Annotated in this window: 8 protein-coding genes; 5 read left to right on the top strand and 3 right to left on the bottom strand. The window is 66.0% G+C overall.

What is annotated here, in order from left to right; translation table 11 throughout:
• Positions 1-29 precede the first annotated feature (29 nt).
• Positions 30-5,468: an autotransporter outer membrane beta-barrel domain-containing protein gene (locus tag BLT40_RS18525; RefSeq protein WP_218124578.1), complete on the bottom strand. Its 5,439-nt coding sequence runs from the start codon at positions 5,466-5,468 to the stop codon at positions 30-32.
• Positions 5,469-5,740: 272 nt separating this feature from the next.
• Here BLT40_RS18525 and asd point away from each other — a divergent pair, with 272 nt between their 5' ends.
• Entirely contained in the window at positions 5,741-6,595 is an 855-nt protein-coding gene (gene asd, locus BLT40_RS18520) for an archaetidylserine decarboxylase (RefSeq protein WP_090355685.1), read from the top strand.
• A gap of 129 nt (positions 6,596-6,724) precedes the next feature.
• A complete protein-coding gene (locus BLT40_RS18515) occupies positions 6,725-7,168 on the top strand; it encodes a hypothetical protein (RefSeq protein ID WP_036114103.1) in 444 nt (147 codons plus the stop codon).
• Between the two features lie 15 nt (positions 7,169-7,183).
• Here BLT40_RS18515 and BLT40_RS18510 read toward each other — a convergent pair whose 3' ends face one another.
• Positions 7,184-8,719, bottom strand: coding sequence for a transglycosylase SLT domain-containing protein (locus BLT40_RS18510; RefSeq protein ID WP_090355682.1), 1,536 nt, complete (start codon positions 8,717-8,719; stop codon positions 7,184-7,186).
• Between the two features lie 136 nt (positions 8,720-8,855).
• Here BLT40_RS18510 and BLT40_RS18505 point away from each other — a divergent pair, with 136 nt between their 5' ends.
• The 3 genes from BLT40_RS18505 to greB are packed head-to-tail and all read left to right on the top strand — an operon-like array spanning position 8,856 to position 12,138.
• Positions 8,856-10,376, top strand: coding sequence for a helicase HerA-like domain-containing protein (locus tag BLT40_RS18505; RefSeq protein WP_090355677.1), 1,521 nt, complete (start codon positions 8,856-8,858; stop codon positions 10,374-10,376).
• 2 nt (positions 10,377-10,378) lie between these two features.
• Positions 10,379-11,641 carry a DUF4013 domain-containing protein gene (locus BLT40_RS18500; protein WP_090355672.1) on the top strand — a complete coding sequence of 421 codons (1,263 nt, stop codon included), beginning with the start codon at positions 10,379-10,381 and terminating at the stop codon, positions 11,639-11,641.
• Positions 11,638-12,138 carry a transcription elongation factor GreB gene (greB, locus tag BLT40_RS18495; protein WP_036114111.1) on the top strand — a complete coding sequence of 167 codons (501 nt, stop codon included), beginning with the start codon at positions 11,638-11,640 and terminating at the stop codon, positions 12,136-12,138. The genes BLT40_RS18500 and greB overlap by 4 nt, the downstream gene beginning before the upstream one ends.
• 31 nt (positions 12,139-12,169) lie before the next feature.
• Here the strand turns inward: greB and BLT40_RS18490 are convergent, their stop codons facing one another.
• The gene (locus BLT40_RS18490) at positions 12,170-15,796 is read right to left on the bottom strand and encodes an ATP-binding protein (protein ID WP_143025914.1); all 3,627 of its coding nucleotides are present in this window, start codon (positions 15,794-15,796) and stop codon (positions 12,170-12,172) included.
• Between the last annotated feature and the right edge of the window lie 68 nt (positions 15,797-15,864).

Below are 15,864 nucleotides of genomic sequence, written 5' to 3'. Positions count from 1 at the left end.
GATACGCGATCGCCCTCAGCCCGGAGGACTCAGAAGTCCCAGCGCGCCCCGACGTTGAAGCCCCAGCCACGCGTTCCCGCGTCACCCAGCTTCTTCTGCCAGTCCGCCTCGCCATACAGCGAGATCCGGTTGGTCCAGGCATACGTACCGCCCAGCCCCACCTCCACCATCCGACCGAAAGCGCCGCCGGCGAACTGCTGCGAGATGTCGTAGCCCTCGGCGCCCACGTTCACCGGCGAACTGCCGCCCCAGCCCTTGATGTAGTTCACCCGCGCATAAGGCGTGGCCTTGCTGCCGCTATCCGTCACCCACGTGCGATCGAAACGCACGCCGGCTCGTCCGATCGTCTGCGAGAGGTCGTTGAACTGTGTGGTGGCGCCATCGGTATCCGTCTGATCACGTAGCGCGATGTGCTGACGCGTCAGCTGAAGCTGCGGCTCCAGTTCCCATCCGCCATCGAACTTGAACGGGTACCCGGCCTCGAGCGAACCGTTCCAGCCCGAGCCGCGGATGCGCGCCGTACCCTTCGAGCGTGCGGTATCGACGTCGCCGACGTGGCGGTCGCCCTGGGCGATCGCATCGATGTAAAAACCGCTCACGTGCTGCCACGTAACGAACATGGCGACCGAGTTGGTATCGAATTTCGTACGGCTGTAGCCGTCGGCCGCTTTCGGTTCGAGCCGCGTCGTGCCGTGCGTATAGGCGATACCCGCCCGCAGGGCTGACCGGTCCGCATCGAGCGCGAAGATGTTCACGCCCACCTGTACCGCATGCGTGTCGATATCGGCGTCATAGCCGTACTGACGGAACGACCGGTTGGAGGAGTAGCTGTAGTCGCCACCGATGTAACGCACGAAGGGCTCACCGCCGAGACCCTCTCCCGCATCGTTCATATCGCGAATCTCGCCGAGCCGGCGATGCAGGTTGTCGATCGTGCTGTAACCGTAGATGGCCAGCGCGGTGGGCGAGAGAATGTACGAAGGCACCTGTGGCACGACCGCCGGGCGAGCATCGCCTGCCGGCACGAATCCGCCGGTCGATCCCGGCTGTGGCGTCGGATAAGGCAGGCCCGTCGCTGGCGTAGGCGACGGTGTAACCGTGGTGGGCGTGGGGCAAGGGCCGTCGCAGACCAGAACGTTGGCCAGCCGGTAATCCCAGAACGCGTTGCCGGTGGTCGCACCACCCACGACGCGCTGCGACGCATCGCTGCTGCCAGGCTGGAAGGCGTACAAGCCGTACTGCCACGGACCTGCCGCGACATAACCGCCCTTGAGCCGGAAAGCGCCGCCCGTCGCAGTGCCCGCGACCTGCACGAGGGAGATACCTTCATCGGCACGCACGTAGCCATTGCGATCGGTATCGGTCAGCGCTCCCGTGCTCAGCGCGGCAGGTGTGACATCGAGCACCGTTTCACCCGATGCATTCCCTTGCACCAGCAGGCGATCGGTCTGCTGCTGGGCCAGGGCGCCACCGGCGTTGAGGTTGGTTACCAGATTCAGCCGACCGCCCGAACTCGCATAATTGCCGTCGATCGTCAGTCGATTGCCCGGCGATCCGCTGCCCTGGGTCAGGTCGATCAGGCCGGCATTATTCACGTTGGCCGAGCCCGGCGATGCGCCCGAGATCACCGGATAGACACCGTTACCGGCATAGAGGGTGGACGTGGGATCGATGTCGACGTCGCTGTTGGCGAGCTTGAGGTTGTCCGTAAGGGTGAACTGCGCGCCGTTGGCGAGCGAGACGGTGTTCCAGCCGTTGCCGAGGTTGATACCCTTCGCAAGATCGTCGTAGGCGAACGTGCCGCCGCGTGTCTGTGTCCCGTCGAACGTCAGCGAGTTACCGCCGCCGGTCCCGGCCAGCAGATGATAGGTGCCGGACGTATCGACCTTGCCCACCGTCGCCTGGTTACCCGTCCCGTTGCCCATGGTCAGGCCGCCTTGCAGGGTGCCGCCCGTCCAGGCGAACGTGTCGGATCCCTCCCCCGTGCCGATGTCGCCGCGTACGCTGCCGCTGACGAGACCGACCGTATCGTTACCGGCGCTACCGCGCACGGCCTGCGCCGACGGCGACGCCGCACGGATCGTGCCGCTGTTGACGAAACTGGTGCCCGTCCCATTGGCAAGATCCACGACGGGCGACGCGGTGCTTGCGGACGTCAGCACCCCGGCATTGGATACCGAGGACGCCGTCCCTGCCACAAGCGCCGATCCACCGGCCGGCGAAAGGATATTCACCGACGCGGCATTGGCCACGGAACCCGTGGTCAGGGCCTGGATACCGGTCGCGCCCGCACCGTTACCGTTGACGGTGAAGCCATTGCCGATCGAAAGGTTGCCGTCGGTCGGACTGCCGTCGGCGCGGCGGAACGCGTAGCCCACACCCGAGCCGTCGACGTTGAACGTCGCCGTGGACGAGGGATCGATCGCCGTCGCGGTACGCAGTCCCGCACCGTTGACGACGCGAAGCGTCGCGCCGCGGAGCGTGATCGCACCGGTCTCCGCGGCGTTCTCGATCGCGTTACCGGTACCCAGCGTGGTGATCGTCGTGCCCGTCGCGTTGAGCGAGGCGGCGCCCGTGTCCAGCAGTACGCCGTGCGCGCTGCCGTTGGTGACGATCGCGGAGTCGCCCGAACCGAGCACGAGGCCGGCACCGCTGGTCAGCTGCACGCCCGCCACGCCATCATCCACCGTGATCGACCCGGCGGGATTGAGCCGCTGCGTCCCCGCACCTTCCACGCGCACGCCGGTGCCGCTGCCCACATGGATGCTGCCGTTGTTGGCGAACGTGCCGCCCGAGCGCAGCAAGGCGCCCGTGGCACCCGGGCCCGACAGATTGAGCGCCGCGTTGTTGATGGCCTTGCCGTTGGTCTCGACGATGAACCCGGTGGTGTTAGCCCCTGTCAGAGTCATGGCACCGGCATTGACGAGGCTGGCACCGTTCCGTGCGATGTAGCCGGTGACGCCGCTCGTTGCGGACGTGAGATTCGCCAGGCTGTTGAGTTGCGTACTGGTGACGACCGCACCCTGGCTGGCACCGGTGAGGCTGTGTTTCTGGCCGTCGGCCACGCCGGCGATAGCGCCAGCGCCAGCAAGATTCACATTGGTCGCCGCGTCGATGGTGGCCACCGCGCCACCCTCCGCCACCACGCCCTGCGCGCCGTTGCCCGAGACCGTGATACCGGCGTTGCGGGTGTTCACCAGTGAACCGGTGCCCGTACCCAGGATACCGGTCGACTGCGCACCGGAAGCGACCATGCTCAGCCCCGTGCCATCGAAATCCGCGCCCGAGTCGAGCCGGAACAGCGTGGACTGCGCCGTCGAGACGTTCAGCGAGCTGCCACCGTTGACATTGATATGAGCGTCATCGCCGTAGGCGAAGAAGCCGATCTGTCGTGTGCCGCTGGCGAAACTCGGTGCCGCGCCCGCAGCGACATCGACCGTGGCGCGGCCGCGCGCATGGATACCGATCGCGCCATCGCCGAGCAGGTTTACCGCACCCTGCACGTTCGCGCTCGCCGTGGCGCTGCCCTGCCCTTCGGCCCAGACACCGTAATTGCGCGTGCCACTGGCGGGATCCGCGCCACCGGCGACATTGATCGTGCCCGTATTGCTCACCAGCGATGCGGTCGCGCCGGTCGAGAGCGCCTTGATACCCGTCCCGTTCACGCCATTGAGGTTGATAGTTCCGCTGTTGACGACGTTACCGGTGGCGCCCCCGTTCTGTACGAGGATGCCATCGTTTTCACGCGGTACCGCGGCGGCCGCGCCGTTGACGTTGATCGTCCCCGAGCTGTCGACGTTCGCACCCGGCGACGTCACCAGAATGCCCGCGGCGTTCTGGGTGAGCGAGCCAAGCGTGATGGTGCCCTGGTTCCGCGCGATCGCCGCGTAAGGTACGTAGATGCCTGTCGTCATCGTGCCCTGGTTGACCGCGATGTCGGCCGCCGGCGTCGCGGGTGACGTTTGCGGTCCGCGACCGATATAGATCGTGCCCGCCGCTCCGTTGGTGAAGATGGCGCTGGGATCGCCCAGCGCGATGCCGTCCATCGAGCCATTCGAGCGCGAACCCGTGACGCCGACGTTGACGATGCCGTTGTTGGTCGCGCTTGCATTGGCGCCTACGCGCACGCCGATCGACTTGCCCGCGCCGTTGGCCGAGCCGGTGGCGAGGTTGAGAATACCGTTGGTTCCATTGGTGAACGTACCGCCGGACTGCAGATCGACCGCGGTGGACCCGATGGCACCGTTGGTAATGGTGTTGTCGGCATTACGGAAGAAGTTGCCGTTGATCACGCCATTGTTGGTACCTGTCGTACCCGCTCCCGTCAGCACCAGCGCCGAGCCGTCGCCGGTGTTATGCGTGGCAGCCAGCGTGCCATTGATCGTCACATTCGCGCCGGCTTCGCCACGCACCGTCCCGCCGTTGGTGTTGACGGCTTCCAGCGTCGCGCCGGAAGCCACCGTGCCGGAGGCGTTGGGGCCAACCAGTTGCATGACGATGCGATTACCGATGGGCTGCGCCACTTCATCGGCTGCGTCGTCCGCGCTGATGCCGTAGCTGATCTGCTCGGTCGTCGCGCTGTAGCCCTTCGCGAACAACGATGCGTACGACGTGGGAGCGAGATTACCCGTCTGCAGGTTGGCGATGAGGAAATTGTTGTAATCACGCAGCTGCGCGTCATTGGTGACGGTGTGTGAACTCGTCACGCCATCGACGGTGGTGACATCGAAGGTGCCGCCGTAGTGCGAAACGTAGCTCACGTACAGGTTCTGCGGCTGGGCCGGGTTGGCCACATCGCCGTTGAAGGCGATGCGATTGCGCGAGGTCCAGTCGATGGTGCTGGCCGCACTCCCGGTGCCGTCCGCGTAGAACAGGGAGGTCTGTTTCGCCGCCATGGTCCAGCCGTTGGTGGTGGAGTCCGTCGGCACGCCGGGACTGCCGATGTCGACGGTGAGCGCGCCGCCACCACTGGTCACCGTGCCGACGCGCGCGTCGATGTACTGCTGCCCGTTGACGTTGACCACGTCCGGCACCGCGGTGCTGCCGTCAACGGTGCTTAGCCCGACCAGGTTGGCACTGTTGTACGTGGAGACGACACGCCGGCCGCCGGTGATGGGATCCGGCACGCTGACGCCAAAGTTCTGGGTGCCGGGATTCAGACGTGCCGCACCGATCCACTCGGAACCCGACTGGATCCGTCCAAGCCCCTGCAGCGCGGCGATGGTCGTGTTGCGCGTGCCCGTGTCACCCGCGGCGAAAAGCTGTGGGCCGGAGATCGTCACCACCTGACCGGGCGTCAGTACCGTGGCGTACTGCTGGTTGTCGTTCTTCGTGGGTGAATAGGCGTCGAGGGTGACGGTCTGAGCGACGACCGGACCACCCGTCAGTGCCGCGGCGACGGCGAGAAACAATTTGGCGCGACGACGGCCGCCCATCATGGCGCGGCGCGAAATAACCTGGGAGCTCATTTTTGGTACGTATCCCTATCGGGCGCCGATCCCGGCACCGTGAAGCACGACTGGCATTCCCTTACCCGGCGACGCGAGCCCCCTCACCCGTTCACCGTGGCCCTCCTGGGCCTCGTGCGAAGCAGCGACGTGTCGAAGACACGTCGGTCATTACTTAGGTATATTCGGCAGGCCATGAAAAAAACGTGCATTAATTTGCCGAATATGCGCATAGTTTTTGCACAGTCTCACCGCAGCAGCGGGAAACGCGGGGCTTCGCCTATACTTCCCCGATGAAGCCAAAGGTCCTGCTGCAGTACATCCTCCCGCACCGCTTTCTCTCGCGAATCGTCTACTGGGCGACCCGCTGGGAATGGACGCCCTGGAAAAATTTCCTGATCCGGGAGATCGTCCAGCGCTATGACGTCGACATGAGTCAGGCGGCGCAGCCCGACCCGCTCGCCTATCAGCATTTCAATGCGTTTTTCACGCGCAAGCTGAAGCCGGGCGCACGCTCCGCCGCGCCCGATCCGCAAGCCATTCTTTGTCCCGCTGACGGACGCATCAGCCAGTGCGGCCCGATTCGCGACGGCCGGATCTTCCAGGCCAAGGGCCAGGAATACACGGCGGCCGAACTGCTCGGCAGCAGCGAGGCCGCCGCCCCGTTCCGTAACGGCAGCTTCGCGACGATCTACCTCTCCCCGCGCGACTACCACCGCGTTCACATGCCGCTGTCGGGTACGCTGACCGGCACCACGCACGTGCCGGGTCGCATTTTCAGCGTCGCCCCGTTCGCGGTGGCCGACATCCCCCGCCTGTTCGCGCGTAACGAACGCCTCGTCTGCCATTTCGACGGCGAACACGGCCCTTTCGTCTCGGTGATGGTGGGGGCGATCCTGGTCTCGAGCGTCGCCACGGTCTGGGACGGCATGGCCATCCCGCCTTACGCGGCGGACATCATCCGCAAGGACTGCCGCGGCAGAGGCGTCCACATCGATCGCTTCGGCGAGATGGCCCGCTTCAACATGGGCTCGACCGTGATCCTCCTGCTGCCGGAGGGCTACCGCTTCGACGACCTCCAGCCCCAGCAGCAGGTCGTCGTCGGCCAGCGCCTGGGCCAGTATGTGGGCGCCGGCACGCGCGACTGACCCACCGCGTCACAATGTGACGAATATGTCTTCAAATTGACGCGACGTCAGCGTATGCTCCGTGGCTCCGGCGCCTCTTAGGGGGAAGCGCCGGGGTCATAAGAAGCATCCGCCCAGGGGAAGTCGTCCATGCGTCTTGTCACTCATCTCATTGCCGTCAATCGCGAGATCCGCCTTAAGCGGCAGCTCGCCGACATTGAGCGCGTCGTGCTTGCTCTTCCCGTCCGGGCACACGCCGACCTGCAGCAGCTGGTCAGGCGCGAGATGGAGCAGGCCGCGGCATGTGACTTCCCGCATCTCTACGGCACTCCGCCGGAAGAACGCTACAGCACCTATGGTCACGGGCCGGATGTCGGCCTGGGCAAGGCGCGCTCGGAAAATCCGCTGATCGCCACACGCGGCGTCGCCCTGTGGATCGCCTCGGTGTATCACGAGACCCTCGATTCCCGCCGTCCCGGCATGGAAGACCTGCACCGGCAGATTCTTCGCCTGATGCGTCAGATCAAGGAACTCTCGGCGCCGGGTAAGCGCGATGCCGCCGACGCGTGGATGGAGCCGCACGCGGTCGCCTGATTCTTTTCGGAAAGACTATCGGCAAACCGGCACGCGCAGCGCCTGCCCCACTTTCAGCTGATGCCCCTTGAGGCCATTCATCCGCGCGATGTCCTCGACGTCCGCGCAGTTGCTCTTGCGAGCGATGCTGACGAGCGTGTCGCCCCGACGCACCGTGTAGCTCTTGGACGCCGACGACGATGACTTCGACGGTGTCGACGACGATGAACCACTGGCCAGCGCGGCCGATGTGGCGGCGGGCGGGGGTGGAGCGATGATCTTCACCGCGTTGTGCAGGTCGGCCGCGAGAATGGGCCACGGACCATCGGCACAGCTGGAGGCGTAGGCCTTCTCCAGCTGCCTGGGCACTTCGAGTCGCGTACCCACCGGCTGGCTGATCTGCGGATCGAGACGGGGATTGAGGTTGCGCAACGTGCGGAACCAGCCTTCCGGCATGTCCTGCGACGAGCCGAGGCAGACCGTCAGTTCGCTCAGGGAGGCGGGGCGCTTCAATGTGATCTGGCCCGGCTCACCGTCGATCTTCGGCCACCTCAGGTGATAGCTGTCAGGGTGCAGGAAGAGCCATGCCGCGGCCAGCACCATCGGGACGTAGTCGCGCGTTTCCGCCGACATCTGGCCATAGATCTGCGGATCGTAGAAGCCCGCGCCGGGACTGCTCGCCGCGATGCGGCGCATGCGCCCCTCACCGCCGTTGTAGGCGGCCAGGGTCAGCTCGAGGTTGTTGTTGAAGGCGGCCAGCTGCTCGTCGATGTATTCCGCATTGGCCTGCGCCGCCATCGTCGGATCGAAGCGCTGGTCGAAGCCGTCCGAGTTGCTCAGGCCGAAGCGCAAGCCGGTGGCGTACATGAACTGCAGGGGGCCGGATGCGCCGGAGCGGGAGACCGCGTGCACCTTGCCGCCCGACTCCTTGGCCATGATGCCGAAGAGCAGCGCCTCGGGCAGGTCGGCTTTCTTGTAGGCCGGCCACATCTTGTAGCGCATCATCTGGTAATTGACGTAAGCGTCCATCAGGTTGGGACGCAGCTGGGTCAGCCAGAGCTCCAGCGCCGCCTTGACCGGACCGTTCATCACCATCAGGTCGGAAAACTGCTGGCCCTTGAGCATGGTGACAGCGCGCTGCGCCGCCGGTAACGAACCGATCGCGACGGAGCCCGGCAGATTCGCGTCGCCCGGCTGCGCACCGACTTCGGCACCCTGCTCCGTATCGTCCGCATCTTCGCCTTCGATGAAACTGCCGTCCTTCAGGCGCAGCAGACGATCGAACACCGCGGCGAACCGCTGCGGGTCGCAACCCGGGGTCAGGCTGCAACGGGCAGACGCGTCCTTGAGCTGGTCGAGCGACTGCTTGCGCGTCTGCGCCGCCTGCGGGGTATCGCCCCGGCGAGCCTGGTCGATCGAGCTCTCGTAACCCTTGCTCGCCTGGTTCATCCGGTCGTACAACGCATTGACCTCGGGCGTGGCCTTGCCCGGACGGGGCGTACCGCTGGAAGCGCAACCGGCGAGGATCGCCAGGGGAAGCAGGAGAAGCGAACGCGGCGCGCGAAAGGACATGTACGAAACTCAGGGTCAGGCAGTGGCGGCCACGTTACCCGCCGGACCGCCCGGACTCAAGCGGTCGTGCGTCAATTTTCTCCGTAACGGCATATCGTTGCGTACACTTGTTCAGGAGATTCTTAAGGATGAAACCATGCCCACGATCCTGATCGGCCGCAATGACGAGGCCGCCGTCGAACTGGACTCCCGCTACGGCAACCGCCACGGCATGATCGCCGGGGCCACGGGTACGGGAAAGTCGGTCAGCCTGATGCTGCTCGCGGAGGGTTTCTCCCGTCTCGGTGTGCCCTGTTTTCTGGCCGATGCCAAGGGCGACCTCGCCGGCCTGTCACAAGCCGCCAGCGCTCCGTCGGAAAAGCTCACCGCCCGCCTGACCAGGCTCGGTCTCACGACCTGGAAACCGCAGGCCAATCCGGTGGTGTTCTGGGACATCTACGGCAAGGCCGGTCACCCGGTACGTGCCACGGTGTCGGAGATGGGCCCGACCCTGCTCTCCCGCATCCTGGAGCTGAACGACACGCAGGAAGGCGTCCTCGAGGTGATTTTCCGGGTCGCCGACGATGAAGGCCTGCTGCTTCTCGACCTGCCCGACCTGCGCGCCATGCTGGGCTTCGCTTCCGGGCACGCCAAGGACATCTCGTCGCGCTATGGCCTGATCAGTCCGCAGAGCGTCGCCACCATACAGCGATCCTTGCTGAAGCTGGAGCAGGACGGTGCCGACGCCTTCTTCGGCGAACCGGCGCTCGAGTTGCCGGATCTGATGCGTCAGGACATGAGCGGCCGTGGCGTAATCAACGTGCTGGCGGCGGATACCCTGATCCTCAAGCCGCGCCTGTATTCGACGTTCCTGCTATGGCTGTTGTCGGAGCTGTTCGAGCAACTGCCCGAAGTGGGCGATCTGGACGTGCCGAAGATGGTGTTTTTCTTCGACGAAGCGCACCTGTTGTTCGACGACGCACCGGCCGCCCTGCGCCAGCGTGTCGAACAGGTGGTGCGGCTGATCCGCTCCAAGGGCGTGGGCGTCTACTTCTGCTCCCAGAATCCCGACGATGTACCCGGCGAGATCCTCGGCCAGCTGGGCAATCGCGTACAGCATGCGCTGCGCGCGTTTACCCCGCGCGACCAGAAAGCGGTGAAGGCCGCCGCCGAAACGTTCGCGCGAAACCCGAAACTCGATGTGGTCGAAAGCATCGGCACGCTGGGCACCGGCGAAGCCCTGGCATCGACCCTCGGTGATGGCGGTGTCCCCTCGCCCGTGCAGAAGATCCTCGTGTCGACGCCTGAATGCCGCATCGGCGCGATCACCGACGACGAGCGCGCGACCGTTCGCGCGCGCTCGCCCGTCGGCGCGAAATACGACACGTCGGTCAACCGGGAATCGGCCGAGGAACGCCTCGCCGCGCGCGCCACGGCGAAGAACGCCGACGATGCGCCGTCGGTGAAGTCCGCGGGTAAAACCGGCGACGCCGCCGGCAAGGCGGGCGAAGACGACGCGGGCTGGGGCGGCGCCGTGCGTGACGCCGTCTTCGGAACCAGACGTCGGCAGTGTATGGTCGAGACGATGGCCAAGTCGATGGTGCGCGCGGCCGGAACGCGTGCGGGTCAGCAGATCGTACGCGGCATTCTTGGCAGCATCTTCGGCGGAAAGCGCTGAGCATGCCGCGACACGCGCTCGCCGACGCCGACACGCCGTTTTCGCAGCGTGCGATCGACGGGTTTCGCTACCCCCTGGGTAGCGGCGCCCGGCTGACGCTGATCGCGGTGACGCTGCTGGAGGCGCTCTCGTTCCTGCCGGTGACCGGTCTGAAACTGCTGGTGATCTTCATCGGCTGGATGGCGATCTACGTCTACGCGTTCGAATGCCTCCGGCACACGGCGGATGGCTTCGCCGATCCGCCGGAGCTCGCGCTCAACACCGAGGACAGCACGGGCGTCGCACTGATCCTGATTCAGCTCACCGGCAACGCACTGGCCGTGCTGGCACCGTTCTTCCTTGGCATTCCCGGATTGCTCGTCTCACTGGTGTTCGCCTTCGTATTGCCCGTGATCACGATGTCGCTCACCTTCGACGGTGTCGGCGCGGCGCTGAACCCGGCTAACTGGGTCGCGGCCATCGCCCGTTTCGGTCCGAGCTACCTGCTGCTGTTCGCCATCGTCATGCTGACCAGCCTGCTCCAGGCGGGCGCGCAGTACGCCATGAAAGATCACGGCCCTACGTTCATCGGCACGCTCGGTTATTACGCGGTCGCCAATTACCTGACCATCTACAACTTTCATCTCATGGGCGCTCTGATTCACCACAAACACGAGACGCTGGGCTATTTCCCTTCGTCCATCGCGCTGCGCGAGGCTACCGAACCCGATGACGACGACGCGCTGCTTCAGCACGTCAACCTGATCGCGCGCGACGACATTCCCGGCGCCACCGACATTCTTACGGAGCGCTTGAGAGAAGGCCTCGCACCCGTCCCGATGCATACCCGGTACCGTGAACTGCTACGCGCGCAGGACCGGCTTCCCGAGCTGCTCGTCCATGGGCAGATCTGGATCGCCGCGCTGATCGCCGGGCGGGAAACCCGGCGTGCCCTGGGCGTGGTTCAGGACTGTCTCGACGTCGATCCCGCTTTTCTCCCTGACGATCCCCGCACGTGCGGACCGCTGGCGGACGTCGCCGCGCATGGCGGCATGGTACGGCTGGGGCTTCATCTCGCGCAGGGCTACCTGACGACCTGGCCGCGTGACATGGGCGCGCCCAGCTACGGACTGCTGGCGGCGCGTCTGCACGACCGTCTCGGCGACCCCGTGTCATCGGCACGGCTCGCCCGCCGGCTGCTTGCCAACTATCCGGAACATCCCGTGAGATCCGACCTGGAAGCACTACTGGCGACGCTGAGCCCGACATACGGGGTGTCGCCATGAGCCGCTGGCGCCCGCCGTCGCCGTCGTCGACGGCGATCATCACGCGCGAGGGCTTCGAGCGACTCAAGGCGGAGCTCGACCATCTGTGGCACACGGTACGTCCCGAAGTGGTCAAGGCACTGGCCGCGGCTGCCGCCGAAGGCGACCGGTCCGAGAATGCGGAGTACACGTACCGCAAGAAGCAACTCGGCGAGATCGATCGTCGCGCGCGCTATCTCAGCAAACGCATTCCGGTCCTCAAGGTCGTCGAAGCGGCGCCTTCGCAACGCGATGCGGTTTTCTTCGGTGCCACGATGGAACTCGAGAATGTGGAAACCGGCGAGACGGTGCGTTACCGCATCGTGGGACCGGATGAAACCGATGCACGCAAAGGGTGGATCAGTATCGATTCGCCCATGGCGCGCGCGGTACTCAAGAAGCGGCTGGATGATGAGTTCGAGGCGGATCTGCCGGGTGGACGGACGCGGTTTGCGATTCTGGCGGTGGCGTACGACTGATACAGGCAGGGAGACAGTCCTGCCGGCGACCCTACGAAGCCGCCACCAGCCGCCCGGCAAACGCCTCCAACCCATCGGCAAATCGCCCGACGCCCGCGGCGAAGTCTCGCAACGCGGCCCGGTCGACGTCACCGCCTTCCCGCAACGCCAGCTCCATCCGCTCCCCCTGCTCGCCCACCTCGGATCGCCCGAAGACGTTCACGCCGCCCAGCACGTGGTGAATCCATCCCGCGACCTCATCGCGATTCGCGCGAGCCGCTACGACATCGAGGCTCGTCAGCGCATCCCGCGTCGCCTGCACACCCGCCTGAATCACGCTGACGACGTTGGCGTCGGAACCGAACGCGCGGCGCATGCGATCCATGTCGATTCCGAGGTCGGGCACGCTGACCGAAGGCGCCATCGCGTGGTTGCCGGCATGGTCGGAACCGGCGTCGTCACGCGTGTCGTCGAGGTCGACACGAGCCCGCGCGCCAAGCCAGCGCGCCACGGTCTCATGAAACGCCTCGAGCCGGATCGGCTTGCGAAGAAGGTCGTCCATGCCTGCCGCGAGGCAAATCTCCCGCTGATCCGAGCGTGCGTCGGCGGTCATCGCGACGATGGGCAGACGCCGCGTGCCACCCGCCTCGCGCAGACGCACTTCGCGCGCCACGGCATAGCCGTCCATGCGGGGCATGTGGCAATCGACCAGCAACAGATCGTAGTCGCCGACGTCGAGGGCCTCGAGCGCGGCGACACCATCGTCGACCACATCGCACCGGTAACCCCGAAGCGCCAGCTGCACGCGGACGAGCTCCTGGTTCACCGGATGATCTTCCGCCAGCAGAATGCGGGCGTCGCGAGGCGTGGCGGCGACAGCGTCCCTGTCGTCGACCTCCGTATCCTGCGACAGCGGCAGCGTGGTGACAGGCAGCTCGAGCGTCACCGTAACGACGGTGCCCCGTCCCGGCTCGCTCTCGATCGCGATGTGCCCACCCATGCGTTCCACGAGACGCCGCGAAATCGCCAGGCCGAGGCCCGTCCCGCCGAAGCGGCGGGTCGTCGACGACTCGGCCTGACTGAACGGGGCGAAGACATGCCGAAGCTTGGCCGCGTGAATGCCGATACCGGTGTCGCTGACCACGAAGCGCAGGCGCTGGCGCGCGCCATGCTCCTCGTCGACGTGTAACGCCACGCTTACGGCGCCACGCGCCGTAAACTTGATCGCGTTACCCAGCAGGTTGAGCAGGACCTGACGCAAGCGCCCGTCGTCGACCATCAGCGCAGGCGCCAGGGCCTCGTCGAATGTCACTTCGACGTGCAGTCCTTTCGCCTCCGCCTGCGCCGCCATGATGGCGACGGCGCCCTCCACGATGGCGCGTGGATCCGCGGGCCGCGGGTCGAACGTCAGATGACCGGCTTCGATCTTCGAGAAGTCGAGCACGTCGTCGAGGATGTGGAGCAAGGCCTCCGCCGAATGTTCGATGGTCGACACCATCTTGCGCTGCTCCCGATCCAGCGGCGTACGCTCGAGCACGTCGAGCAGGCCGATCACGCCGTTCATCGGGGTACGGATTTCGTGGCTGATCGTCGCGAGGAAATCGCTCTTCGCGCGCGTCGCGGCTTCCGCTTCGTCACGTGCATGGGCGACGCCGCGCGCGGCCAGTTCCTGCGCGGTCACGTCGACCCAGTAGCCGTTCCAGCGCACGCTGCCGTCGGCCGCCGCCAGCGGCACCGCATCGGAGCTGAGATAGCGCGTGCGCCCGCCGACCTGGGCGCGAACGGTGACATGCAGCGGCGTGAGTTCGCGGGCGGATCGTTCGAACGCTTCGCGCAGCGCTTCGCGATCCTCGTCCGGCACGGGCGCCAGCATGGTTTCGCCGCCGGCGAGCAGCTCGCCCGGCTCCATGCCGAGAATGCTTTGCGGATCGCCACCGACATAGGCCATCGCGTAAGCGCCGTCGACGCCACGGACCGCCTCGTAGACCACCGCGGGCACATGCGCCGTGACCTCGGCGAGACGCCGCTCCGTACGTTCGCGTCGGCGCGTCTCGCGACGCAGATTGAGGTACGCGTAGCTGATGGCGATCAGCGAAGCCAGCAACACCGCCACGAACGGCAGCACGCGCCCCGCGATTTCACGCCATGTCGGTCCCACCACGTAGTGGGAGGCGAACCAGGTGTTGCGGATCTCCTGCTGCCGGTGCGTCGACAGGTTGACCAGCACACGGTTGACCAGCGGAACCAGCGGCGCGAGTTCACGCCGCACACCGATGGCGATCGCTTCGTTGTCGCCGGTGGGAGCGGCCACCTTCAGCTGGCCAAGGAAATTTTCGCGGATGAGGTAATCGACCGAGGCCAGATTGCCAACGAACGCATCCCCCTCACCGGCCGCAAGGCGGCGCAGGCCGTCCGCCTCGGTATCGACGGACACGATCTGCACGCCGGCAATGCGCGAGAGCAGCCGACGGATCGGCTCACGCGTGGTGTTACCCAGAACGCGTTTACCGACCAGATCGTCGCGGCCGGCCACCGTGGGCGAGCCCTCGCGCGTCACGATCATGATCGGAAAGTCGAGGTAAGGCACGCTCGGTTCGAGGAACGGCGCCGTCGCACTCTGCGGATTGATGGCCGCGACGAGGTCGACATCGCCCCGATGCACCCGCTCGACCGTGCCCGCCCAGTTCTCGCTGGGCACCTGAGTGACGCGGATGCCCAGTTCGGCCGCGATCTCGCGCACGTAATCCAGCGACAGGCCCTCCGCCTCACCCTGCCCCGTGATCAGGCTGAAAGGCGCATAGCTGGGATCCACCCCCAGACGCAGAGGCGGCAGCGCCTGCAGCCAGTTCTTCTCCTTTTCACTGAGAGGGATACCGGCCTCCCTCGGCCGCGGCGCGATATCCCGACCCACCCAGCGCGCACGCAGGCGACCGTGATCCGCGGCGGTGAGCTCACCCAGGGCGTGGTCCAGCGCCCGCCCCAGCGGAGCACGCTCCGCAGGCACAGCGAAGGCCAGCGCGCTGATCGGCAGCGCCAGCGGCGCCCCGACGCGAAGCTCATGGTCCAGCCGCAGGCGCGAGACGAACTCGCGTGCCGAATACGGGTTGTCCAGGTACGCGTTGACGTCACCGCTGCGCACGCGCTCCAGCGCCTCGGCCGTGGAGGCGGTCTCGACCAGAGTCGTCTCAGGCAGCTCGCGACGCAAGGCAGAAATGTCGAAGTAGCCGGTATGGACGGCCAGGCGCTTGCCGACCAGATCGCCGGGACGGTGCACGATGGGCGCGTCCACACGCTCCACCACCGCCGGGAGGGATTCGAAGTAGGTCGCACCCACACGAATGCCGGGCATGCCCTGTTCCAACGGCGTGACCGACGTGGCGACATCGATCTCGCCCCTGGCCAGGCCCGCCAGGAGCGCCGGCCAGCTCGGGTATTCGCGGGTCTGCAACGTGACGCCGAGCTCCGCGGCGATCTCGCGCAGGTAGTCCGGGCCCAGACCCTCCAGTTCACCGTCACGAAGCTCCTCGAAGGGGGGATAGCCCTCCGGGTAGGCGCCGACCGTGAGTACGGGGTGGTGGCGGAGCCATTCGGCATCCTCCGGACGCAACGGCACGTCCGGGGTGGCCATCGCCACACTGGCAAGCACAAACAAAATTAACGGGAGCAGGCGTCGGATCACGTGGGAGGCTTCGTCAAGGTAACCTTCTGGGCATAATCGGTTCGAAGCTCAATGTGTCGCAACGTATT

Origin of the sequence: Dyella sp. 333MFSha (assembly GCF_900102405.1) — a bacterium.
Classification (GTDB): domain Bacteria; phylum Pseudomonadota; class Gammaproteobacteria; order Xanthomonadales; family Rhodanobacteraceae; genus Luteibacter; species Luteibacter mycovicinus.
Note: the sequence above shows the minus strand (reverse complement) of the source record. Positions and strands in the feature narration are given on the sequence as shown.